This is a genomic window from Nigerium massiliense (assembly GCF_000826085.1).
Classification (GTDB): domain Bacteria; phylum Actinomycetota; class Actinomycetes; order Propionibacteriales; family Propionibacteriaceae; genus Propioniciclava; species Propioniciclava massiliense.
This window is the reverse complement of the sequence record NZ_CCYM01000001.1, coordinates 112982-135733: the sequence shown is the minus strand read 5'-3', so window position 1 is coordinate 135733 and position 22752 is coordinate 112982. Positions and strand designations below refer to the sequence as shown.

General features: G+C 70.9%; 20 protein-coding genes. 14 read left to right on the top strand and 6 right to left on the bottom strand.

What is annotated here, in order from left to right; all coding sequences use genetic code 11:
- Window positions 1-4 precede the first annotated feature (4 nt).
- From purN to BN1187_RS00645, 4 genes are read left to right on the top strand one after another with little or no spacing between them, the layout of a single operon-like run.
- Entirely contained in the window at window positions 5-592 is a 588-nt protein-coding gene (purN, locus tag BN1187_RS00660) for a phosphoribosylglycinamide formyltransferase (protein WP_040157610.1), read from the top strand.
- A complete protein-coding gene (gene purH, locus BN1187_RS00655) occupies window positions 589-2157 on the top strand; it encodes a bifunctional phosphoribosylaminoimidazolecarboxamide formyltransferase/IMP cyclohydrolase (RefSeq protein WP_040157607.1) in 1569 nt (522 codons plus the stop codon). Before purN ends, purH begins: the two co-directional genes overlap by 4 nt.
- Window positions 2158-2195: 38 nt before the next feature.
- Entirely contained in the window at window positions 2196-3050 is an 855-nt protein-coding gene (locus BN1187_RS00650; RefSeq protein WP_040157604.1) for a bifunctional methylenetetrahydrofolate dehydrogenase/methenyltetrahydrofolate cyclohydrolase, read from the top strand.
- Between the two features lie 2 nt (window positions 3051-3052).
- Window positions 3053-3478 (top strand): DUF3017 domain-containing protein, encoded by a 426-nt coding sequence (locus tag BN1187_RS00645; protein ID WP_147675033.1) that lies wholly within the window; start codon window positions 3053-3055, stop codon window positions 3476-3478.
- 91 nt (window positions 3479-3569) lie between these two features.
- Here the strand turns inward: BN1187_RS00645 and BN1187_RS00640 are convergent, their stop codons facing one another.
- Both BN1187_RS00640 and BN1187_RS00635 read right to left on the bottom strand, forming a co-directional pair.
- Entirely contained in the window at window positions 3570-5288 is a 1719-nt protein-coding gene (locus tag BN1187_RS00640) for an AMP-binding protein (protein ID WP_040157601.1), read from the bottom strand.
- Window positions 5289-5575: 287 nt separating this feature from the next.
- On the bottom strand, window positions 5576-6553 hold the full coding sequence (locus tag BN1187_RS00635) for a malate dehydrogenase (protein ID WP_040157599.1): 978 nt from the start codon (window positions 6551-6553) through the stop codon (window positions 5576-5578).
- A 112-nt stretch (window positions 6554-6665) separates the two neighbouring features.
- On the opposite strand from BN1187_RS00635, the gene modA reads away from it, so the two are divergent.
- Window positions 6666-7406, top strand: a complete 741-nt coding sequence (gene modA, locus BN1187_RS00630) for a molybdate ABC transporter substrate-binding protein (RefSeq protein ID WP_052462115.1) — start codon at window positions 6666-6668, stop codon at window positions 7404-7406.
- Window positions 7407-7440: 34 nt separating this feature from the next.
- Window positions 7441-8082 carry a histidine phosphatase family protein gene (locus BN1187_RS00625; RefSeq protein WP_040157596.1) on the top strand — a complete coding sequence of 214 codons (642 nt, stop codon included), beginning with the start codon at window positions 7441-7443 and terminating at the stop codon, window positions 8080-8082.
- Window positions 8083-8201: 119 nt separating this feature from the next.
- Here the strand turns inward: BN1187_RS00625 and BN1187_RS00620 are convergent, their stop codons facing one another.
- The 3 genes from BN1187_RS00620 to purU form a co-directional block, all read right to left on the bottom strand.
- Window positions 8202-9887, bottom strand: a complete 1686-nt coding sequence (locus tag BN1187_RS00620; RefSeq protein WP_040157594.1) for a solute symporter family protein — start codon at window positions 9885-9887, stop codon at window positions 8202-8204.
- Entirely contained in the window at window positions 9884-10378 is a 495-nt protein-coding gene (locus BN1187_RS14760) for a DUF485 domain-containing protein (protein WP_235750532.1), read from the bottom strand. Before BN1187_RS14760 ends, BN1187_RS00620 begins: the two co-directional genes overlap by 4 nt.
- Before the next feature lie 248 nt (window positions 10379-10626).
- Entirely contained in the window at window positions 10627-11478 is an 852-nt protein-coding gene (gene purU / locus BN1187_RS00610; protein ID WP_040157591.1) for a formyltetrahydrofolate deformylase, read from the bottom strand.
- 98 nt (window positions 11479-11576) lie between these two features.
- Between purU and BN1187_RS00605 the strand changes: the two genes are divergently transcribed.
- Together BN1187_RS00605 and BN1187_RS00600 are read left to right on the top strand one after the other, a co-directional pair.
- Window positions 11577-12794, top strand: a complete 1218-nt coding sequence (locus BN1187_RS00605) for an NADP-dependent isocitrate dehydrogenase (protein ID WP_040157588.1) — start codon at window positions 11577-11579, stop codon at window positions 12792-12794.
- Window positions 12795-12906: 112 nt separating this feature from the next.
- Window positions 12907-14070 (top strand): AAA family ATPase, encoded by a 1164-nt coding sequence (locus BN1187_RS00600; protein WP_040157586.1) that lies wholly within the window; start codon window positions 12907-12909, stop codon window positions 14068-14070.
- Window positions 14071-14161: 91 nt separating this feature from the next.
- On the opposite strand, the gene BN1187_RS00595 is transcribed toward BN1187_RS00600, so the two are convergent.
- Complete coding sequence (locus BN1187_RS00595; RefSeq protein ID WP_235750531.1) at window positions 14162-14647, bottom strand: metallophosphoesterase family protein; 486 nt, start codon at window positions 14645-14647, stop codon at window positions 14162-14164.
- A 69-nt stretch (window positions 14648-14716) separates the two neighbouring features.
- Here BN1187_RS00595 and BN1187_RS00590 point away from each other — a divergent pair, with 69 nt between their 5' ends.
- The 6 genes from BN1187_RS00590 (at window position 14717) to BN1187_RS00565 (ending at window position 22747) form a co-directional block, all read left to right on the top strand.
- The gene (locus tag BN1187_RS00590; protein ID WP_040157996.1) at window positions 14717-16069 is read left to right on the top strand and encodes a hemolysin family protein; all 1353 of its coding nucleotides are present in this window, start codon (window positions 14717-14719) and stop codon (window positions 16067-16069) included.
- A 67-nt stretch (window positions 16070-16136) separates the two neighbouring features.
- Window positions 16137-17363 (top strand): phosphotransferase family protein, encoded by a 1227-nt coding sequence (locus BN1187_RS00585; protein WP_040157583.1) that lies wholly within the window; start codon window positions 16137-16139, stop codon window positions 17361-17363.
- A 160-nt stretch (window positions 17364-17523) separates the two neighbouring features.
- Window positions 17524-18624 carry a BMP family ABC transporter substrate-binding protein gene (locus tag BN1187_RS00580; RefSeq protein ID WP_040157580.1) on the top strand — a complete coding sequence of 367 codons (1101 nt, stop codon included), beginning with the start codon at window positions 17524-17526 and terminating at the stop codon, window positions 18622-18624.
- 85 nt (window positions 18625-18709) lie between these two features.
- Window positions 18710-20305 carry an ABC transporter ATP-binding protein gene (locus BN1187_RS00575; protein WP_040157578.1) on the top strand — a complete coding sequence of 532 codons (1596 nt, stop codon included), beginning with the start codon at window positions 18710-18712 and terminating at the stop codon, window positions 20303-20305.
- Window positions 20298-21467, top strand: coding sequence for an ABC transporter permease (locus BN1187_RS00570; RefSeq protein ID WP_052462114.1), 1170 nt, complete (start codon window positions 20298-20300; stop codon window positions 21465-21467). Before BN1187_RS00575 ends, BN1187_RS00570 begins: the two co-directional genes overlap by 8 nt.
- Window positions 21464-22747 (top strand): ABC transporter permease, encoded by a 1284-nt coding sequence (locus tag BN1187_RS00565; RefSeq protein ID WP_040157575.1) that lies wholly within the window; start codon window positions 21464-21466, stop codon window positions 22745-22747. Before BN1187_RS00570 ends, BN1187_RS00565 begins: the two co-directional genes overlap by 4 nt.
- The last annotated feature ends 5 nt before the right edge of the window (window positions 22748-22752 follow it).

The window sequence follows — 22752 nt, the reverse complement described above, 5'->3', positions numbered from 1 at the left end:
CGCCATGTCGGTGCGCCTCGTGGTCCTGGTCTCGGGCACGGGGACCCTCCTGCAGGCGCTGCTGGACGCGCAGGCGTCCGGACGCCTCGACGGCGAGGTCGTGGCCGTGGGAGCCGACCGGGACGGCATCGAGGGCCTGGCGCGGGCCGAGCGGGCCGGCGTGCCCACGTTCGTGCACCCCTACGTCCGCGGCACCGACCGCGACGCCTGGGACGAGGAGCTGGCGAGCCTGATCGCCACCTACAGCCCCGACCTGATCGTCTCGGCCGGGTACATGAAGCTCGTGGGCCGGCACTGCCTCGAGCGCTTCGGCGGGCGGTTGATCAACACGCACCCGGCGCTGCTGCCGTCCTTCCCGGGCATGCACGGCCCGCGGGACGCCCTCGCGCACGGGGTCAAGGTCACGGGCGCGACCGTCTTCACGATCGACGCCGGCGTCGACACCGGGCGGATCCTCGCCCAAGAGGCCGTCCGCGTCGAGCCGGGCGACACCGTCGAGACCCTGCACGAGCGCATCAAGGTCGTCGAACGCATCCTGCTCGTCGACACCATCAACAACCTGGCCCGCGGGGCCACGGAAGGGCCAACATGAGTGAGCGTCAACCGATCCGTCGTGCACTGGTTTCCGTCTACGACAAGGACGGACTCGCCGAGCTCGGCGCCGCCCTGGTTTCCGCCGGCGTCGAGGTCGTGTCGACCGGATCCACCGCCGCGAAGCTGGCCGAGGCCGGCGTCGCCGTGACGCCCGTCGAGCGGGTCACCGGCTTCCCCGAGTGCCTGGACGGTCGCGTCAAGACGCTGCACCCGGCCATCCACGCCGGCATCCTCGCCGACCGGCGCCGCGACTCCCACCGCGCCGAGCTCGATCAGCTGGGCGTCGAGCCCTTCGACCTGGTCGTCAGCAACCTGTACCCGTTCACCGCGACGGTCGCCTCCGGCGCCGGCGTGGACGACTGCGTCGAGCAGATCGACATCGGCGGCCCGTCCATGGTGCGCGCCGCGGCGAAGAACCACGCCAGCGTCGCCATCGTCACCAGCCCGGCCCAGTACCCCGACCTGATCCGCGCGCTGACCGAGGGGGGCTACACCCTCGAGCAGCGCAAGCGGCTGGCTGCGGACGCCTTCCGGCACACCGCGTCCTACGACGTCGCCGTCGCCTCCTGGATGGGGGAGACCCTGGTCGAGCAGCCCGCCGACGCCGCCGAGGCGCTGTTCCCGAGCTGGCTGGGAGCCACCTGGGACCGGATCGGCACCCTGCGCTACGGCGAGAACTCCCACCAGCCGGCGGCGCTGTACAACTACGCGCCCGGCCCGGCCGGCATCACCCAGGCCGAGCAGCTGCACGGCAAGGAGATGAGCTACAACAACTACACCGACGGCGATGCCGCCTACCGGGCCGCCTACGACTTCGATGAGCCCTGCGTGGCGATCATCAAGCACGCCAACCCCTGCGGCATCGCCGTGGGTGCGGACATCGCCGAGGCGCATCGCCTGGCGCATGCCTGCGACCCGGTCAGTGCGTACGGCGGCGTCATCGCCACGAACCGCCCGGTGTCCGTGGCGATGGCCGAGCAGGTCGCCCCGATCTTCACCGAGGTGATCATCGCGCCGTCCTACGACGACGGCGCCGTCGAGATCCTCGAGCGGAAGAAGAACATCCGCATCCTGATCGCACCGCCCTACACGCAGCGCGACCGCGTCCTGCACCCCATCTCCGGCGGCGCGCTGTTCCAGGCGCCCGACCGGCTGGACGCCCCGGGCGACGACCCGGCGAACTGGGAGCTCGCGGCCGGGGACGCCGTCGACGAGGCGACGCTCGCCGACCTCGCGTTCGCCTGGAGGGCGTGCCGCGCCGTGAAGTCCAACGCGATCCTGCTGGCGTCCGGCGGAGCGTCCGTGGGCGTGGGCATGGGGCAGGTCAACCGCGTCGACTCCTGCCGACTGGCCGTGGAGCGGGCCGGCGAACGGGCGGCCGGGTCGGTCGCCGCGTCCGACGCGTTCTTCCCGTTCGCCGACGGACCGCAGATCCTGTTGGACGGCGGCGTGCGCGCCATCGTGGAGCCGGGCGGCTCGATCCGCGACGATGAGACGATCGAGGCGTGCAAGGCGGCCGGGGTGGCGCTGTACCTCACCGGCACCCGGCACTTCTTCCACTGAAGCCGAGCCCGGGACGGCCGGGCCGGGAAAGGATCGCGATGACCGCGCAGACATTGGACGGCAAGGCCACCCTGGCCGCCATCAAGGCCGAGCTCGCGCAGCGGACGGCCGCGCTGGCCGAGCGCGGCATGCGTCCGGGGCTGGGCACCGTGCTCGTCGGCGCCGACCCGGCGAGCCAGAACTACGTGCGCATGAAGCACCGCGACTGCGCCGAGATCGGCATCGAGTCGATCCGGGTCGATCTGGCGGAGGACACCACGCCCGAGCAGCTGCGCGAGGCGATCGAGGGGCTGAACGCGGACGACGCCTGCACCGGCTACATCGTCCAGCTCCCGCTGCCCGGCCACCTCGACGAGAACTGGGCCCTCGACCTCGTCGACCCCGAGAAGGACGCCGACGGCCTGCACCCGATCAACCTCGGACGCCTCGTGCTCAACGAGCCCGCGACGCTGCCGTGCACCCCGCGCGGCATCGTCGAGCTGGTGCGCCGGCACGGTCTCGACTGGGCCGGGGCGGACGTCTGCGTCGTGGGCCGCGGCATCACGGTGGGGCGCCCGCTAGGGCTGATCCTGACCCGGCGGAGCGAGAACGCGACCGTCACCCTGTGCCACACCGGCACCCGCGACCTGGCCCGGCACACGCGCGAGGCCGACATCGTCGTGGCGGCCGCCGGCGTCCCGCACATGATCACCGCCGACATGATCAAGCCCGGCGCCGTGCTGCTCGACGTGGGGGTCAGCCGCGTCGAGGGCAAGACCGTCGGCGACCTCGCCCCGGACGTCTGGGACAAGGCCGGCTGGGTCACGCCGAACCCGGGCGGCGTCGGGCCCATGACGCGGGCCATGCTGCTGTCCAATGTCGTCGACCGGGCCGAAGCGCTGCTGAACGGCTGATCGTGAGCGTCCGAGCCCAGCCCGATCCCCGGGAGCCGGGGCGGCGTCCCCCGGAGGGGCGGCATCACTTCCGCCCGCCGGACCCGCGCGATGCCGTCGACACCCCGGTGCCGGCGCACGGGGGCGACCGCCCGCCGGGCCCGCGTCCGCCGCGGCCGTGGTACCTGCAGATCGCCGGCCAGTGGCCGATGTTCCTCACCCTGGTCGGCGTCGCGTCCGGGCTGGCCATCGTGGCCGCGAGCTATTGGCGACGGGGTTCGACCGTGGTCGGCCTGGCGCTGGTGATGGCGGCGCTGCTGCGTCTCCTGCCGGACCGGACCGTCGGCCTCCTCAAGGTGCGCTCGCGACTGTGGGACGTGGCCTGCTACGCGCTGCTCGGCGCCGGGATCCTCGTGCTGGCGTGGGTGATCAGCCCGCTTCGCCGCTGAGCCACCGCGCCGGACGCCCCGGGGGACGCCGGCGGGTCGCTGTGGTCGGCCCCGGCGAAGGGGAGGACGCCCCGGCCGGGCGCCGGCGGATTCAGCGGAAGTCGCGGTAGAAGTACTGACCGTCCGTCGCCCCGGACTCGACGCGCGCGGCCTCGGCGTGCCGCAGTTCGACGCGGCGGATCTTGCTGGACACCGTCTTGGGCAGCTCCTCGACGAACTCGATGATGCGCACGAGCTGGTAGCCGTTCAGCGTCGCCCTGGCGTGCGCGAAGATCGCGGCCGCCACCTCCCTGCCGGGCTGCACGCCCGCGGGGAGGTGGACGTACGCCTTCGGCACGGCGCCGCGCACGGCGTCCGGGCTCGGCACCACCGCGCACTCGGCGACCTGCGGGTGCAGGATGAGCGCCGACTCGAGCTCGAAGGGGGAGATCTTGTAGTCGGACGCCTTGAAGACGTCGTCGGCGCGGCCCACGTACGTCAGGTAGCCCTGCTCGTCCCGCTCCGCGATGTCCCCGGTGTGGTAGAAGCCGTTGCGACAGGCCTCGTCGGTCATCTCCTGGTCGCCGTAGTAGCCGCCCATCAGGGCGATGTTCGGCACCGACAGGTCGAGGCAGATCTCGCCCTCGCCGACGCCCTCGATCACCTCGTCGGTCGCCGGGTCGATCAGCGCGACGGTGTAGCCGGGCAGCGGCCTGCCCATCGCGCCGAGCTTGATCGGCTGCCCGGGGGTGTTGGCGATGGCGCAGGTCATCTCGGTCTGGCCGTAGCCGTCGCGGATGGTGTTGTGCCACGCCTCGCGGACCTTGTTGATGACGCCCGCGTTGAGGGCCTCGCCCGCTCCGAGCAGTTCCCGCGGCGGCTTCGACAGCCGGGTGAGGTCGGCCTGGATCAGCATGCGCCACACCGTCGGCGGCGCGCAGAACGTCGAGACGTCGTGGTTCTCCATGATCGTCATGAGCGTGTCCGCGTGGAAGCGCTGGTAGTTGAAGATGAAGACGGTCGCCCCGGCCAGGAAGGGGCTGAAGAAGTTGCTCCAGGCGTGCTTGCCCCAGCCGGGCGAGGAGATGTTCAGGTGGACGTCGCCGGGGCGCACGCCGAGCCAGTACATCGTCGACAGGTGGCCGACGGGGTAGGAGACCTGCGTGTGCCGCACGAGCTTGGGCCGGGCCGTCGTCCCCGAGGTGAAGTAGAGCAGCGAGGTGTCCCCGGCGGGCGTGGGGCCGTCCGGCTCGAAGGACTCGGGGGCCGAGGCGGCGTCCGCGAAGTCGATCCAGCCGTCCACCGGATCCCCCACGCCGACGAACGTGATGTCGGGGTTCACCGCGTGGAAGCGATCGGCGAGCGCCGTGGGGGCGATCGAGAACGTCGCACCGGCGGTGTCGACGCGCCACGCCAGGTCGACGTCGCTGAGCAGCGTGGAGGTGGGGATCGCGACGGCGCCGACCTTCATCAGGGCCATCAGGATGTCCCAGAGTTCGACGGTGTTGTTCAGCATCACGATCATCTTGTCGCCGCGCTTCATGCCCAGCGAGGTCAGCCAGTTGGCCACGCGGTCGGAGCGCTCGGCCAGTTCGCCGTAGGTCCACTGCTGGACGCTGAGATCGTCGTCGACGATCTTGAGCGCCGGACGATCCGGGTGCTCCCCGGCGACCACGTCGAACCACTCGAGCGCGAAGTTGAACGTGGTCAGCTCCGGCCAGCGGAACTCGGCCTGCACCGTGGCCGGGTCGTACTGGTGCGCGAGGAGAAAGTCGCGGGCCGCGCGGACGGCGTCGGTCGCGGCGGTGGAGGGGCGTCCTGCGTAGGTCATGGACCAACGCTACACCCCTAAGTTACGGGACCGTAGGTTATTGCGCCCGTGCGTCCGTGTTGCCTCCGTGCGGGGCGGGACCCACTTCATTTCGGCCGGACGGTGCGGTTGTGGGCCAGTCGCCTTCGCGCGGGGCGGGACCCCCTGGGGAGGTAGCCCATCACTCCGACGATGGCGTATCGCCCCCGCCCAGGACGGGACCACCGAGAGAGCGCCGTCGGGACCGGACACGCCGACGCCCGGACGAGGCGATCCTCGTCCGGGCGTAGCGGGTTCTGCGCGGCCGATCAGATGAGGCCGAGATCCTTCACGGTGTTGCGCTCCTCCTCGAGCTCCGCGACGGTCTTGTCGATGAACTTCTGGGAGAAGTCGCTGATCTCCAGGCCCTGGACGATCTCCCAGGTGCCGTCCTTGCAGGTGCAGGGGAACGAGGAGACCAGGCCCTCCGGGACGCCGTAGGAGCCGTCGGACGGGACGGCCATCGAGACCCAGTCGTTCGAGCCGAGCACCCAGTCGTGCATCGCGGCGGCCGTGGCGCTGGCGGCCGAGGCGGCCGAGGACGAACCGCGGGCCTCGATGATCGCCGTGCCGCGCTTGGCGACGGTCGGGATGAAGTCGTTCTCGATCCAGGCCTCGTCGACCAGCTCGGTGGCGGGCTTGCCGTCCACGGTGCAGTGGAAGAGGTCGGGGTACTGGGTCGCCGAGTGGTTGCCCCAGATCGCCATCTGGCGGATGGACGCGACGGGGGAGTCGGTCTTCTTGCTCAGCTGGGCCAGCGCGCGGTTGTGGTCGAGGCGGGTGAGCGCCGAGAACTGCTCGCGCGGGATGTCGGGGGCGTTGTTCAGCGCGATGAGCGCGTTGGTGTTGGCCGGGTTGCCGGTCACGAGCACCTTCACGTCGTCGGCGGCGACCTCGTTGAGGGCCTTGCCCTGTTCGGTGAAGATCGCGCCGTTGGCGCTCAGCAGGTCGCCGCGCTCCATGCCCTTGGTGCGGGGACGCGCGCCCACGAGCAAGGCGATGTTCGCGCCGTCGAAGACCTTCTTCGGGTCGTCGCCGATCTCGACGTGGGTCAGGTTCGGGAACGCCGAGTCGTCGAGCTCCATGACGACGCCCTCAAGGGCCTTCAGCGCCGGCGTGATCTCCAGCAGGCGCAGCTCGAGCGGACGGTCTCCGAGCAGGGCACCGCTGGCGATGCGGAACAACAGGCTGTAGCCGATCTGCCCGGCGGCGCCGGTGACGGCGACCTTCACAGGGGCGTTGCTCATGGGTGGGTACCTCCGTCGATGCTTTGGGTGAGAACTTGTCTTGAGGTCGACGCTAGCATCAACGCGAACGTCCAGGGAGGGGAACACCGACGTGCGCACACGGAGCCGGATCATGACCGTCTGTGCCGGGCTCGTGGCCCTTCTCTTGCTCGTCGGAGGCTGTGGCGGGCCGTCGTCACAGGCCAAGACCGTGACCGTGTTCGCCGAGCCGTCACTGCGGACCGTGCTGCCGCGCGCCACGGAGGTCTTCCGGCAGACGCGCACGGTCACGCAGGTGAACGCGCACTACGACACGTCCGATCATCTCGTGTCCGCGCTGGGGTCGGGGCAGCAGGCGGACGTGTTGATCACGGCCGACGAGGCGTCCATGGCGGACGCGCGCCGGCGCGGCCTGTTGTCGACCGAGGGCGTGTGGACGATCGCCGTCGACCGCCTGGTGCTGGTGGTCCCGCGGGGCAACCCGGCCCACGTCAGCTCGCTCGCCGACGCCGCGAGCGCCGGCCTGGCCGCCTGCGCGAGCGCGGCGCCCTGCGGTGCGGCGGCCGAGGCGCTCGCCCGGGAGGACGGCGCTTCGCTCGCCCAGGCGGCCCGGGCCGCGTCGTCCGACGAGGTGGTCGGCCGCGTCGCGGAGGGGAAGGCACGGGCCGGCGTCGCCTACGCGTCGGACGCCCGCGCGGCGGGGCAGGCCGTCGAGGCGGTCGAGATCCCGAACGCCCGCAAGCACGCCAACCGGCTCCAGGCCGCCCTGCTCGCCGGCTCGACCTCGCCCGGACCGGCCGAGGACTACGTGAAGTTCCTGGCCACGCCGCAGGCCCAGACGATCCTGCAGCAACAGGGCTTCGAGGCGCCCTGAGCGGCGGCCGCGGCGGCTGACTAGGCTGGGCCCCATGCGGCTTCACCTCGTCCGCCACGGCCGGACCCCCTCGAACGTCACGTCCGCCCTCGATACCGCCTACCCCGGCGCCGACCTCGACGACCGCGGACGCGCCCAGGCCGAGCTGCTCGTGGAGCGGTTCGACGGCGTCCCGCTGGAGGGGCTGTACGCGTCCGACCTGGTCCGCACCCAGCAGACGATCGCTCCGCTGGCGGCCGCGCGCGGGCTCGACGTCGGCATCCTCGGCGGGCTGCGCGAGATCCAGGCCGGCGAGGATGAGATGTCGCACGACTTCGGCCGCTACGTCGGCGTCCTGCAGCGCTGGGTGTCCGGGGAACTGACCGCGCGGGTGCCGGGGGGCGAGGACGCCATCGGCTTCTACGAGCGTTACGACGACGCGGTCGCGCAGATCGCGGCGGCCGGCCACGAGCACGCGCTGCTGGTCACGCACGGTGCCGCGCTGCGCATGTGGGTCGGGGCCCGCGCGGAGGGGCTGTCTCCCGATCAGGCGGCCAAGGGCGTCCTGGGCAACACCGCGCATCTGGTGCTGGACGGCGAGCCCGGCGACTGGCGCTTCGTGTCCTGGGACAGCGGCGAAGACGTCCCCGGCCCCGACGGCGACCCGTTGGAGGAGCAGGCCCGCCAGCGCGATTGAGCGCGTCCGTCCGCCGCGACGACACGACAGGGCCCGCCGGATCGAGCGATCCGGCGGGCCCTGTCTGTTCGGCGGCGTGGGAGGCCACCCGGTCAAGGGACGCGCGAAGGCGCGGGTCCTCAGTGGGTGATGGCCTGCTCGGCGCCGGCACCGGTCATGGAACGGACCTCCATCTCGGCCTGCTTCTCCGGGAACTCCGGCTTGCTGGTGAGCGTCCCGATGATGCCGAGCAGGAACCCGACCGGCACCGAGACCAGCGCCGGGTTGTCGTACGGGAACCAGGCGAACTGGGCGTCCGGGAACATGGCCGAGGCCAGCGGCTTGGCCGCTCCGATCGGAGTGGACACGGCGGGGCTGAAGACGATCAGGAACAGCGCCGAGATGAGGCCGCCGTAGATCGACCAGAGCGAGCCACGCGTGTTGAACCGCTTCCAGTACAGCGAGAAGAGGATCGAAGGCAGGTTGGCCGAGGCGGCGACCGCGAACGCGAGCGCGACCAGGAAGGCCACGTTCATGCTGCGGGCGAAGATGCCGCCGACGATCGCCAGGGTGCCGATCACGATGACCGTGTTGCGGGCCACCTTCACCTCCCGCTCCGGGTCCGCCTTGCCGTCGTGCATGATCGAGTTGAAGATGTCGTGCGCGAACGAGGCGGACGAGGCGATGGCCAGGCCGGCGACGACCGCGAGGATCGTGGCGAACGCGACGCCCGCGATGACCGCCATGAGGATCGTCCCGCCGAGCGACGGTTCACCCGCGCCGGGCAGGAAGAACGCCAGCGCCGGAGCGGCCGCGTTCGCCTTGCCGGGCATCGCGTTGATCGCCTGCTGGCCGCCGGGCACGATCGCCGCGGCGCCGAAGCCCAGGATCAGCGTGAACAGGTAGAAGGCGCCGATCAGGCCGATCGCCCACGTCACGGACTTGCGGGCCTCCTGTGCCGTAGGAACGGTGTAGAAGCGCACCAGCACGTGGGGCAGGCCCGCGGTGCCGAGCACGAGCGCGATCGCCAGCGAGATGAAGCCGATCGGGTTCGAGCCGTACTTCGCCATGGGCGGGAGCAGCTTGTCGCCGGCGGTGCAGGCCTCGGGCGTGCACCCCAGGCCGTTGGCCGGGTTGTTGTTGACCTCGACCGCACGGCCCATGACCTCGGACAGGTTGAAGCCGAACAAGGCCAGGACCCAGATCGACATGATCAGCGCGCCGGCGATGAGCAGGACGGCCTTGATCATCTGCACCCACGTGGTGCCCTTCATGCCGCCGATCAGCACGTAGACGATGAGCAGGATGCCGACCAGGGCGATAACGATGATCTGCGCCACGTCGCCGCGCAGGCCGAGCAGCAGCGAGACCAGGCCGCCGGCGCCGGCCATCTGCGCGATCAGGTAGAAGAACGAGATCACCAGGGTCGAGATGGCGGCGGCCAGCCGGACGGGCTTGTTCTTCATGCGGAAGCTCAGCACGTCGGCCATCGTGTACTTGCCGGTGTTGCGCAGCGGCTCGGCCACCAGCAGAAGCGCCACGAGCCAGGCGACGAGGAAGCCGATGGAGTAGAGCAGGCCGTCGTAGCCGGAGAACGCGATGGCGCCGACGATGCCGAGGAAGGACGCCGCCGACAGGTAGTCGCCGGCGATGGCGAAGCCGTTCTGCTGGCCGGAGAACTGGGCGCCGCCGGTGTAGAAGTCCCCGGACGACTTCTTGTTGCCGCCGGAGGTGACGCGGATGACGATGGTCAGCGTCGCGACGACGAAGATGACGAAGATCGCGATGTTGACGATCGGGTTACCGAGCTGGACGGGCGGGTTCATCGCGCGGTCTCCTGGAGGTCAGAACGCAGCTTGCTGGCGATCGGGTCGATGGACTTGTTCATGTGACGGATGTAGAGCCACGTGATCAGGAACGTGGTCACGAACTGCAGCAGGCCGAGCAGGATGCCCAGGTTGATGTGGCCGATGACGGGGGTGGCCATGAAGTCCTTGGCGAACACCGACAGCAGGACGTAGGCGAAGTACCAGATGAGGAACGCCGCGGTCATCGGGAACGCGAAGCGCCGGAAGCGGCGGCGCAGGGTGGCGAAGTCCTCCGAATTCTGCACCGCGACGAAGGCGTCCGCCGGGATGCCGCGCTCCTCGCCGCCGACGTGGTTGAGCGCGGGGAGCGGGGAATGGCTGGCGGGCAGGTGCCGCTCCGTGTCGTAGGTGTGGTAGTCGGACGAACCGTCGACGTGTTGGGGGACGTGGTCCGCGCTGTGCGAACCCCGCTCGGGAGCGGTGTGCCGCTCGTGGTCAGGCGTTGTCAAGATGACCTCCGTTGGTCTGGCCCAAGGACGGGTGGCAGGGGTCTGGCCCCTTCCGTGAAGATTTCACAACAATCGAAGGCCACACGAGCGCGGGACACTCCGGAATGACGTGAAAGTACGGCACAGAGAATCACGAAACGGTGACAAGTGTCCAGCATTCGACCCGAGAATCACGGGGAAGTCTTGATCGCTCGCGCACGACGGCCGAAACTCTGACGGCCGCGTCGGACGAAAGTGACCCGGCGTCGTCAGCGGAAGATGACGGTGCGGTGCCCGTCGAGGAACACGCGGTGCTCCGCGTAGAGTCGGACGGCCTCGCTCAGCGTGCGCGATTCGAGCTCCTGGCCCTTGGCCACCAGTTGCGAGACGGGCTGGGTGTGGTCGACGCGTCCGACGTTCTGCTCGATGATCGGGCCCTCGTCGAGGTCCTCGGTGACGAAGTGGGCGGTGGCGCCGATCAGCTTCACGCCGCGGGAGTGCGCCTGTCGGTAGGGATTGGCACCCTTGAAGCCGGGCAGGAACGAATGGTGGATGTTGATCGCGCGCCCGGCCAGCGCCTCGCACAGCCGAGGGGACAGGATCTGCATGTAGCGGGCCAGCACGACCAGTTCTATGTCGTACTCCGCCACCGTGTCGAGGACGGCCTGCTCGAACGCGGCCTTCGTGTCGGGCGTGACCGCCCTGTGCTCGAACGGGATGCCGTAGAAGCTGGCCAGGTCCTCCAGGTCGGGGTGGTTGGCCATGATCTTCGCGATCGCGATGGGGGCCAGGCCCGCCCGCTGCCGGTAGAGCAGGTCGTTGAGGCAGTGGCCGGCGGTGCTGGCCAGCACCAGGGTGCGCCTGCGGCGTCCGACGTAGTCAAGGACCCACTGGGCGTCCAGCGACCGGACGATGGGCGCGATCGCCTGCTCGAAGACCGACCGGTCGAAGCCCGACTGCACCTGCACCCGCATGAAGAACTGCCCGGTGTCCGTGCTGGAGAACTGCTGCAGTTCGGTGACGTTGCCCTGGGCGGTCGCGATCGCTCCCGTGACGGCGTGGACGATGCCGGGCCGGTCGTCGCACTGCAGGGACAGAACCCAGTGGGTGGAGTCGATCACGAGGGATCACTGTAGGCCAGTTCTCGCAAGGACCGGACCGCCGCCGGGCGCTGGGCTAGGTTGGCAGGGCAGCGTCGCACCGGGGAGGACCGTTTTCCATGGCGAAGATCAAGGTCGAAGGCACCGTCGTCGAACTGGACGGCGACGAGATGACCCGCATCATCTGGCACTTCATCAAGGATCGGCTGATCCACCCCTACCTGGACGTGCCGCTGGAGTACTACGACCTCTCGGTGACGAACCGGGACGCCACGGACGACCAGGTCACCTACGACGCCGCCCGCGCCATCCAGCGGACCGGCTGCGGGGTCAAGTGCGCCACCATCACGCCCGACAAGCCGCGGGTGCAGGAGTTCGGCCTCAAGCGCGAGTGGCCCTCGCCGAACGGGACGATCCGCGGGCTGCTCGGCGGCGTCATCTTCCGCGAGCCCATCGTCATCGACAACATCCCGCGGCTGGTCCGCAACTGGGACCGGCCCATCGTGGTCGGGCGCCACGCGTTCGGCGACCGCTACAACGCCCAGGACTTCCGGATGACCCAGGCCGGCACCCTGACGATCACCTTCACCCCGGACGACGGCAGCCAGCCCATGGAGTACACGGTCGCGAAGATCCCGGAGTCGGGCGGCATCGCGTGCGGCATGTACAACCTGGACGACTCGATCCGCGACTTCGCGCGGGCGTCCTTCCGGTACGGGCTGGCGCGCAACTACCCGGTGTTCCTGTCGACGAAGAACACGATCCTCAAGCACTACGACGGACGGTTCAAGGACCTGTTCGCGGAGGTCTTCGAGGCCGAGTTCGCCGACCAGTTCGCCGAGCGCGGCCTCACCTACGAGCACCGGCTGATCGACGACCTTGTCGCCAGCTCGCTGAAGTGGCCGGGCGGGTTCGTCTGGGCCGCGAAGAACTACGACGGGGACGTGCAGAGCGACATCGTGGCGCAGGGGTTCGGCTCGCTGGGGCTGATGACCAGCCGGCTGATGACGCCGGACGGCCGCACGGTCGAGTCGGAGGCGGCGCATGGCACCGTCACCCGGCACTACCGGGCGCACCAGCGCGGGGAGAAGACGTCCACGAACCCGATCGCCTCGATCTTCGCCTGGACCGGGGGCCTCAGGCACCGGGGGACGCTCGACAACACCCCCGAGGTGGTCGGCTTCGCCGAGGACCTGGAGCGCGTCTGCGTCCAGACGGTCGAGTCGGGGAAGATGACCAAGGACCTCGCCGCGCTCATCGGGCCCGAGCAGGGCTGGTTGACCACCGACGAGTTCCTCGGCGCGCTGGACGACAACCTGCAGGCGGCCCGGCGCTGACGCGTCCGGCCGGGATCGCTCGGGTCGCGAAGGACGGGCGACGCGACGGCTCCGGGGGCGGCCGGTGATCGGGCGGGAGGAAAGTGTCGGAGGCGGCGCCTAGCGTGGCCGCATGCTGACGACGCTGGCGGTCAAGGGCTACCGCTCCCTGCGCGATCTCGTGGTGCCGCTCGGCCCCCTCACGGTGGTCACCGGCGCCAACGGCACGGGCAAGTCGAGCCTGTACCGGGCGTTCGCGCTGCTGGCGGCGGGGGCGTCCGGGCGGCTGATCGGCTCGCTGGCCCGGGCCGGCGGGCTGTCCTCGGTGCTGTGGGCGGGTCCCGAGACGGTGTCCGGGGCGATGCGCCGCGGCGAGGTCGAGGTGCAGGGCACGGCGAGCCGGCGCGCGCCGGTGAGCCTGGCGATGGGGTTCGTCGGCGACGACCTCGGCTACCTCATCGACGTCGGACTGCCGGCCCCGGACGTCTCGACGATGTTCCTGCGCGACCCGCAGGTCAAGCGCGAGGTCGTCTTCGCCGCGCCCGTGCTGCGGCCCGCCTCGACGCTCGTGCAGCGCACCGCCCGTGGCGTCCGGGTCCGGCAGGGGCGCGGCTGGGAGGACGTCGGCTGGCGGTTGGCGCCCCACGCCTGCCTGCTGGACGAACTGGCCGACCCCGTGCACTTCCCGGAGGTCGCGTCGGTGCGGGCGCAGGTGTTGCGGTGGCGCTTCTACGACTCCTTCCGGGTGGACGCCGGCGCGCCCGCCCGGCAGCCTCAGGTCGGCACGCGCACCGAGGTACTGAGCTCGGACGGCGCCGACCTCGCATCGGCGGTGCAGACGATCCTCGAGTCCGCCTGGGCGGAGCCGTTCGCCGAGGCGGTGGGCGGCGCGTTCGAGGGGGCGCGCGTGTCCGTCACCGAGTCGCTCGGCCGGTTCCAGCTCGAGATGCGTCAGGCGGGCATGCTGCGCGCGCTTGAGGCGTCCGAGTGGTCGGACGGCACGCTGCGCTTCGTCCTGCTGGCTGCCGCGTTGCTCAGCCCGCAGCCGCCGGGCCTGTTGGTGCTGAACGAGCCGGAGTCGTCGCTGCACCCCGACGCCCTCGCGCAGCTCGCCCGGCTGATCCGGCAGGCGACCGGGCGGACGCAGGTGGTGGTCGTCACGCACAGCAGGGTGCTCGTCGCGGCGCTGGACGGTGCCGATGTCGTGGCTCACGAGTTGGTCAAGGACCTCGGCGAGACGCGGATCGCCGGGCAGGGCCTGATCGGGGGTGCCGCCTGGGACTGGGGCAGGAGGTGAGGCGCGCCGGATGGCGCGTGGACGAGGGGTGCCGCGGGGACGGGGTGGTCGCGCGGGGGGTGCCCGGATGGAGCGGTGGTGCCCGGAGGGATCAGCGTCGGGGGAGCGCGGCGATGCGGTGGGCGATCAGGCGTCCGTCCTCGATCTCCAGGACGCCGTAGGTGCCGACCGGCTCGCGCCGCGGATCGGTGGGGGAGCCGGGGTTGAACAGGTGGACGCCGTTCTCGACGGCGTCCACGGGGATGTGCGAGTGGCCGTAGACGACGAGGTCGGCGCCGGGGAACGCGCGGCGCATGCGGCGTCCGCGGCCCTGTTTCGCGCCGGAATCGTGGACCATCCCCACGGCCAGCCCGTCAAGGTCGAGCTCGAGGCGCTCCGGTGCGCCCCACGCGGCGACGGCCGGTCCGTCGTTGTTGCCCAGCACCACGTGCACGGGCGCGAACGCGGCCAGCTCGTCCAGCACCTCGGGGGTGCAGACGTCGCCGGCGTGCAGGATCACGTCCGCGGTCGAGAGGGCGGGGACGAGCGCGCCCGGCAGCGCCTTCCAGCGCCGCGGGGCGTGGGTGTCGGAGAGCACGAGCGCGCGGATCATCCCGCGGCCGGCCGGTGGTTCGGGGTCGGCATGGCGCGACGATAGCCTGTGCCGGTGAACGAGACGGTGTTGAACATCCTGCTGATCTTCTTGTTCATCCTCATCGGGGGTGTGTTCGCGGCCGCGGAGATGGCGCTGGTGTCGCTGCGGGAGTCGCAGGTCAAGCACCTGCGCACGCGGGGCAAGCGGGGCGAGGCGGTGTCGTGGCTGGCGTCCGATCCCAACCTGTTCCTCAGCGCCGTCCAGATCGGCGTGACGCTGTCGGGCTTCCTGTCCGCGGCGTTCGGCGGCGCGACGCTCGCCGACGAGCTGACCCCGGTGCTGGTGGGCTGGGGCGTCCCGCAGCAGGCCGCGGCGCCGATCGCGCTGGTGGGCATCACCATCGTCATCTCGTACTTCTCGATCGTGCTCGGCGAGCTGACCGCCAAGAGGCTGGCGATGCAGTCCGCCGAGTCGTTCGCGCTGGCCCTGGCCCCGATGGTGCGCGTGATCGCGAAGCTGGCCCGGCCGCTGATCTGGTTCCTCGGGGTGTCCACCAACGTGGCGGTGCGGCTCTTCGGCGGGGACCCCGCGGCGGCGCGGGAGGAAGTCAGCGACGAGGAGCTCCGCGCGATGGTGTCGTCGTCCGTCACCCTCGGCGACGAGGAGCGCCAGATCGTGGACGAGGTGTTCGCCGCGGGCCAGGTGTGCCTCCGCGAGGCGATGATCCCGCGCACCGAGGTGGACTTCCTGGACGGGGACATGCCCGCCTACCGGGCCCTGGCGGAGATCGAGGAGAAGGCGCACTCCCGCTACCCGGTCGTGGGCCGCGACGTCGACGACGTGCTGGGCTTCCTGCACATCCGCGACCTGTTCGACCTCGACCCGTCCGAGCGGAACATCCACATCAGTCGCCTCGTCCGCCCGATCGGCGAGCTGCCCGAGACGGTCAAGATCCTGCGGGCGTTGTCGCACATGCAGGCCAACAACCTGCACCTCATCATCGTCCGCGACGAATACGGCGGCACGGCGGGCATCGTCACCATCGAGGACCTCATCGAGGAACTCATCGGCGACATCACCGACGAGTACGACAAGCCGCTGCGCCCCCTCGGCATCCTGACCAAGGGCGAGATCGACGGGCTCACCACGCTCGAGGAGTTCGCCGAGCAGTCCGGCTACCTCATCCCCGAGGGGCCCTACGACACGGTGGCCGGGTTCGTCATGGCCCAGCTCGGCCGGCTGCCGGCGGCGGGGGACACCGTCAGCGTCGTGCTCACGCCCGCGGCCGAGGAGGGCGTCCCGCAAGCGTTCGACGTCCGGGTCACAGAACTGGACGGCCGCCGCGCGTCTCGGCTCGTGGTGGCGCGCCGCAACCCCTCGGGACAGCCCCCGGACGCCACCGAAGCCGGGGCGGGCGACCGCTGAACCGGAAGGCTATAAGGTGTGCTCCGTTCGTCCCTGACCAGGGCGGGCGCTGCGCATCGACGCCGGGATGAGGGGGACGGTCATCAGCGACGACGGCTCGGCCTTTCTGGCCTCCAGGGCTGCGGGGGATCTGCTCGCGGCCGCGGTCGAGCACGCCGGCGGCACCCTGCTCACCTGGGATCTGGAGCACATCGACAACAACCCCGAGCGGTCCACGACCGCCACGTACGGCGCGCTCGTGGAGTGGCCGTACGGGCGGCGCGAGGAACTGCTCGGGGTGTCGGCACGCGCCAACGGGCTCGCCGAGAGCGACCACCGCGCCGAGATCTTCGCCGACGGCCAGCGGCAGCTCGCGGTGTGGCTCTACCCGGCCGACCCCGACCTGCCGGGCCTCGCCCGGGCCGCCTACGCCGACTCGGTCGCCGCGCTGTTGAACGGGCACCGCGCCGGGTCCCGTGCGCTGACAGGCGACGACGTCCGGCTGGAGGTGATCGGCTACCGGCCCCGGCGCCGCGCGGTGATCCGGGCCGACGTCCTGCGGCCGCCCGAGCGGTACTACATCAAGGTGCTCCGTGGCGGCGTCTTCGACGACGTGCTGCGGCGCCACCGCCTGCTCTTGGACGCCGGCGTCCCGGCCCCGCCGGTCGTGGCCGCCACCGAAGACCACCTGCTCGTGCTGCGGGAGCTGCCCGGCGAGCCGCTGGCCCGCGCCCTGTTCGGCGGCGTCCCCCCGTGTTCGGCCGAGCAGCTCGTGACGTTGCTCGACTCCATGCCCGCGCAGGTCTCCGACCTGGAGCGCCGGCCGCCCTGGTCGGACGCCGTCGCCCACTACGCGGCGATGGTGACCGCGGCGCTGCCGGAGCTCGAGCCCCGGCTGGCCTGGCTCGTCGAGCGGATCACCGAGGGGCTGGCCGGTGTCCCCGAGGGGCACGAGCCGACCCACGGCGACTTCCACGAAGGCCAGCTGCACGTCGACGGCGGCCGCATCGTCGGCATCCTCGACGTGGACACGATCGGCCCCGGTCGCCGCGCGGACGACCTCGCCTGCCTGATCGCGCACCTCGCGACGATCCAGCACATGAACGCCGCCCAGGCCGGAACCGTCCGGCGCCTGATCGCCGACTGGGTGCCGGTCTTCGACGAGCGCGTGGACCCGGTCGAGCTGCGCCTGCGCGCCGCGGCCGTGATCGTCTCGCTCGCGACGGGCCCCTACCGCGGTCAGGAGCCGGGCTGGCAAGCGGAGACGACCACGATGATCGAGGCCGCCGAGGCTCTCGTCCGCCAGGTCGTCTGACCCTGCCGGACGCCCGCGGGGCCGCCGGGAAGTGGTGACTGCCAAGTGAACGTGAACGGCTGCCGAAGAGCGGGGAAACAGACGGTCGCTGGGTTACCATGTGGACGCTTCGGGCAGCGGTGCCCGATGAGACCCTTTCGTTGCCGAGGAGGCACTTGCTGTGAAAAAGACCCTGATTGGCTCGGGCCTCGCGCTCGCCCTCGTGCTCGGCGGCTGCGCCCAGCCGCCCTCGGCGTCCCCCTCGGCGGGCGGCTCGAACACTCCGGCCCCCGGCGCCACGCCGTCCGACTTCCTCGCCTGCATGGTCTCCGACAACGGCGGCTTCGACGACAAGTCGTTCAACGAGACGTCCCACAAGGGCCTGACGGACGCCAAGACCCAACTGCTGATCAAGACCAAGGAGGTGCAGTCGACCACCAACGCCGACTACGCCCCCAACGTCCAGAACATGATCGACGCCAAGTGCGACGTCATCGTCACCGTCGGCTTCAAGATCGCCGACGTCACCCTGGCCGCGGCCAAGAAGAACCCCGACACGAAGTTCGCCATCGTCGACGCCGCCTACACCGACCCCAAGACCGGCAAGAACACCGCGCCCGCCAACCTCAAGGGCCTGCTGTTCAACTCCGCCGAGCCGTCCTACCTGGCCGGCTACGCCGCGGCGTCGCTGTCGCAGTCGGGCAAGGTCGGCACGTTCGGCGGTGCGAAGATCCCCTCGGTCACCTCCTTCATGTCGGGCTACGCCCAGGGCGTCGAGAAGTACAACCAGGACAAGGGCAAGAACGTCCAGGTCGTCGGCTGGAACACCAAGTCCAAGGACGGCACGTTCATCCCCAGCGGCAACTTCGACGACGTCGCCGGCGGCAAGAACGTCTCCACCCAGCTCGTCAACCAGGGCGTCGACGTGATCATGCCGGTCGCCGGCCCCGCCGGCGAGGGCGCGCTGCAGGTGGCCCAGGGGTCCGGCGGCAAAGTCGCGGCCGTGTGGGTCGACACCGACGGCTACGTCAGCCAGCCGAAGTACAAGGCGGCCATCGCCACCTCCGTCGGCAAGGCCATGGACGTCGCCGTGTTCGACGCGATCAAGGCCGCCAAGGACGATCAGTTCACCAACGAGCCCTACACCGGCACGATCGCGAACAAGGGCGTGTACCTGGCCCCGTTCCACGACTACGACGCCAAGGTGTCGGCCGAGACCAAGTCCGAACTCGACAAGCTGCAGGCGGACATCGCTTCGGGCGCCATCAAGGTCGAGGCCTGAGCGACGAAGCCGTCACGAGGGGAGGCCCAGCGGGCCTCCCCTCGTGTCTCGCGGCAGCGGGACGAACGTCTGGAAGGATGCGAGTGTGACGAACGCGACGACGGGCGGCCTGCGCCTCGAGGGAATCACCAAGAGGTTCGGCTCGTTCACGGCCAACGACGCGGTCGATCTCGACGTGCGTCCCGGTGAGATCCACTGCCTGCTGGGGGAGAACGGCGCCGGCAAGTCGACGCTGATGAACGTGCTGTACGGGCTCTACCAGCCCGACGGCGGTCAGATCGTCGTCGACGGCGAGCCGAGGACGTTCAGCAACCCCAAGCAGGCGATGGCGGCCGGCATCGGCATGGTGCACCAGCACTTCATGCTCGTGGACGTCTTCACGGTCGCGGAGAACGTGATGCTCGGCCGTGAGGGCGCCTTCGTCCTCAACAAGGAGCGCGCCCGGGCCAGGGTGCGCGAGATCGGGGAGCGGTACGGGATGCCGGTCGACCCGGACGCGGTCGTCGAGGACCTGCCCGTCGGCCTGCAGCAGCGCGTCGAGATCCTCAAGGCGCTGGCCAACGACGCCGAGATCCTCGTCCTCGACGAGCCCACCGCGGTGCTCACGCCGCAGGAGATCGACGAGCTCATGGGCGTCATGACCGCCCTGCGCGACGAGGGCAAGGCCATCGTCTTCATCACCCACAAGCTGCGCGAGGTGCGCGCGATCGCCGACCGCATCACCGTCATGCGCCGGGGCAAGATCGTCGGCCACGCCGAGCCCGGGACGTCCGAGGCCGACCTCGCCGAGATGATGGTGGGCCGGGCCGTCGACCTGCGCGTCGACAAGGCCGCCGCCGAGGTCGGCGACGTCCGGCTGCAGGTGAGCGACCTGCGGGTCACCAACGTCGCCGGCGTCGTCGTCGTGGACGGCCTCACGTTCGACGTACGCGCCGGCGAGGTGCTGTGTGTCGCGGGCGTCCAGGGCAACGGGCAGTCGGAGCTGGCCGACGCGATCCTCGGCAACATGCCCGTCGCGTCGGGCACCATCACGCTGGACGGCCGCGACATCACCCGCGCGAACCCGCACGACACCATCGCCGCCGGCGTCGGCTTCGTCCCGGAGGACCGGCAGGCGGACGGCTTCGTCAGCTCGTTCTCCATCGCCGAGAACCTCGTGCTCAACCGCTTCGACCAGCCTCCGTTCTCGCGCGGCCCAGCGTTGGCGCTGCCGCAGATCCAGGACAACGCCGAGCGGCTCCGCCAGGAGTTCGACATCCGCACCGAGTCCATCAGTGCGCCGCTGTCGTCGCTGTCCGGCGGTAACCAGCAGAAGGTCGTGCTGGCGCGCGAACTGTCCCGCGACCTGGCCCTGCTGGTCGCGAGCCAGCCGACCCGCGGCGTCGACGTGGGCGCCATCGAGTTCCTGCACCGGCGCATCGTCGAGGAGCGCGACACCGGGACGGCGGTGCTGCTGGTCTCCACCGAGCTCGACGAGGTCGAGGCTCTGGCCGACCGGGTGCTGGTCATGTACCGCGGACGGGTCGTGGGCATCGTCCCTCCCGAGACGCCGCGCGACGTGGTCGGCCTGATGATGGCGGGCGTCCCGTACGAGGAAGCGGTCGCGTCGGCCGAGAATCCGACGCCACGGGCCGAGGCGGTCGCCACGCAGGGCGCCGCGGAGAGGGGCGAGCATGCCTGAGCCGCAGACCACCCGCGGTTCGTTCTGGGAGCGGCACGGCCGGTCGTGGGCGGTCACCGCGATGTCGATCGTGCTGGCCCTGCTGGTCGGCGCGATCGTGATGATCGTCTCCGACCCCGAGGTCGTCACCCAGTACGCCTACCTGTTCACCGCGCCCCAGCTGCCGCTCGGCGCGAGCTGGGCGAAGGTGTCGTCCGCCTACTCCGCGCTGTTCTTCGGCGCGGTCGGCTCTCCGTACGCGCTGGCGATGACCACGGCCCAGGCCGCCCCGCTGATCTGCGCGGGCCTGGGCGTCGGGCTCGGCTTCCGCGCGGGACTGTTCAACATCGGCGCCCAGGGCCAGGCGGTGATCGCCGCGATCCTGGCCGCCTGGGTCGGGTTCGCGCTGCCGATGCCGCCGGTCCTGCACCTCGTCGTGGCTGTGCTCGCCGGCCTGGTGGGCGGCGCGGTGTGGGGCGGTATCGTCGGCTTCCTCAAAGCACGCACCGGTGCGCACGAGGTCATCGTGACGATCATGATGAACTACATCGCCACCGGCATCCTTGCCTGGTTGCTGACGACGGACGCCTTCCTGCGACCGGGCAGTCGCGACCCGATCTCGCCGCCGGTGGAGCCGACCGCGATCTTCCCGGCCTTCTACGGGCAGTTCCACCTCGGGTTCGTCGTCGCGCTGCTGGCCGCGGCCCTCACGTGGTGGCTCATCGAGCGGTCGACGATCGGCTTCGCCATCCGGGCCGTCGGGGCGAACCCGCGGGCCGCGGCCACCGCCGGGATGAGCGTCGGCCGCATCACCATCGTCACCATGGTGCTCTCCGGCCTGCTCGCGGGCCTCGCGGGCACCCAGTTCGCGCTCGGCCCGGGCGGCCAAGGCGTCCCGACGCCGCTGTCGGCCGGGCTGGTCGGCACGGTCGGCTTCGACGCCATCACGGTCGCGCTTCTCGGCCGCAGCAGCCCGATCGGCATCGTGTTCGCGGGCCTGCTGTTCGGCGGCCTGCACTCGGGCGGCCTAGCGATGCAGAGCATGGCGGGCACGCCGGTGACGATGGCGATGCTGCTGCAGGCGCTGATCGTGCTGTTCGTCGCCGCCCCCGGCCTCGTCAGCGCCATCACGCCGTACCTGCGGGCCCCGAAGAACAAGTCCCTGGTCGGAGGTCAGGCATGAGCACCGTCGCCGCAGCGCGGACCCCCGAACTCGACGTCCACGAGTCCCGGGACGCCCGCCGCGCCCGGCTGTCGGCCGGCGCTCTGCTGGTCGCGCTGGGCGCCATCCTCGCGATCCTCAGCACCCGCACTGCTGGAGCAACCGCGTACGCGTTGTCCGGCTACTTCGACGCCGTGCAGCTGCCGACGGTCACGGTGCCCGCGGGGCCGACCGTCATCGCCTGCGCGGTGCTGGTGATCGCGTCCGGCATCGTCTTCCTGGCCGGACGCCTCCCGGCCGGTGCCCGCACCGCGGCCGCCGTCGTCGGCGGGATCGCCGTGGTGCTGGGCTTCATCACCTGGGCCGTCGCCGGAAGCCAGCTTCCGTTCCAGGTCAGCAACCAGTTCGCCGGCACCATTGCGCTGGCGACGCCGCTCGTGCTCGGCGCGTTGTGCGGCGTCCTGTGCGAGAACGCCGGTGTCGTCAACGTCGCGATCGAGGGGCAGTTCCTGGTCGCCGCGTTCACCGCCGCCGTGGTCGGCTCCGTGACCGGCTCGACGACGGCCGCCCTGTTCGCGGCCGTGCTCGCCGGCGTCCTGATGGGCGCGATGCTGGCGGTGTTCTCGATCAAGTACCTGGTCGACCAGGTCGTGCTCGGCGTCGTGATCAACCTGTTCGCCTCCGGCCTGACGGGCTTCCTGTTCGACCAGCTCGTCCAGCCGAACTCCGGCGACCTCAACTCATCGCCCCTGCTGGAGCCGATCGCGATCCCGGGGCTGTCGGCGATCCCGTTCCTGGGGCCCATCCTGTTCAACCAGACGATCCTGTTCTACCTGGCCGTGCTGTCGGTCGCCTTCGTCTCGTGGCTGCTCTACCGCACCCGCTGGGGCCTGCGCGTCCGCTCCGTCGGCGAGCACCCCGAGGCCGCCGACACCGTCGGGGTCAGCGTCCGCGGCATGCGCTGGCAGGCCGTGCTGCTGGGCGGCGCCTTCGCCGGCCTGGGCGGCGCGTTCTTCACGATCGGCTCGACCGGCGCGTTCATCAAGGACATCACCGTCGGCAACGGCTTCATCGCGCTGGCCGCGCTGATCATGGGGCGCTGGAACCCGGTGCGGGCCGCGCTGATGGCGGTGTTCTTCGGTTTCGTGACCCAGCTCGCCAGCCAGCTGCAGAGCCTCGGCACGCCGATGCCGAGCCAGTTGCTGCTGATGCTGCCGTACCTGGCCACCGTCATCGCGGTGGCCGGCCTGATCGGGCGCAGCCGCGGTCCCGCCGCGGACGGCGTCCCGTTCGTCAAGTGAGACCG

What these genes read in the sequence shown, in the direction of transcription:
- purN (WP_040157610.1), top strand. Translation starts at nt 5, where the DNA reads ATGTCGGTGCGCCTCGTGGTCCTGGTCTCGGGCACGGGGACCCTCCTG.
- purH (WP_040157607.1), top strand. Translation starts at nt 589, where the DNA reads ATGAGTGAGCGTCAACCGATCCGTCGTGCACTGGTTTCCGTCTACGAC.
- BN1187_RS00650 (WP_040157604.1), top strand. Translation starts at nt 2,196, where the DNA reads ATGACCGCGCAGACATTGGACGGCAAGGCCACCCTGGCCGCCATCAAG.
- BN1187_RS00640 (WP_040157601.1), bottom strand. Translation starts at nt 5,288, where the DNA reads ATGACCTACGCAGGACGCCCCTCCACCGCCGCGACCGACGCCGTCCGC.
- BN1187_RS00635 (WP_040157599.1), bottom strand. Translation starts at nt 6,553, where the DNA reads ATGAGCAACGCCCCTGTGAAGGTCGCCGTCACCGGCGCCGCCGGGCAG.
- modA (WP_052462115.1), top strand. Translation starts at nt 6,666, where the DNA reads ATGACCGTCTGTGCCGGGCTCGTGGCCCTTCTCTTGCTCGTCGGAGGC.
- BN1187_RS00625 (WP_040157596.1), top strand. Translation starts at nt 7,441, where the DNA reads ATGCGGCTTCACCTCGTCCGCCACGGCCGGACCCCCTCGAACGTCACG.
- BN1187_RS00620 (WP_040157594.1), bottom strand. Translation starts at nt 9,887, where the DNA reads ATGAACCCGCCCGTCCAGCTCGGTAACCCGATCGTCAACATCGCGATC.
- BN1187_RS00605 (WP_040157588.1), top strand. Translation starts at nt 11,577, where the DNA reads ATGGCGAAGATCAAGGTCGAAGGCACCGTCGTCGAACTGGACGGCGAC.
- BN1187_RS00600 (WP_040157586.1), top strand. Translation starts at nt 12,907, where the DNA reads ATGCTGACGACGCTGGCGGTCAAGGGCTACCGCTCCCTGCGCGATCTC.
- BN1187_RS00585 (WP_040157583.1), top strand. Translation starts at nt 16,137, where the DNA reads ATGAGGGGGACGGTCATCAGCGACGACGGCTCGGCCTTTCTGGCCTCC.
- BN1187_RS00570 (WP_052462114.1), top strand. Translation starts at nt 20,298, where the DNA reads ATGCCTGAGCCGCAGACCACCCGCGGTTCGTTCTGGGAGCGGCACGGC.
- BN1187_RS00565 (WP_040157575.1), top strand. Translation starts at nt 21,464, where the DNA reads ATGAGCACCGTCGCCGCAGCGCGGACCCCCGAACTCGACGTCCACGAG.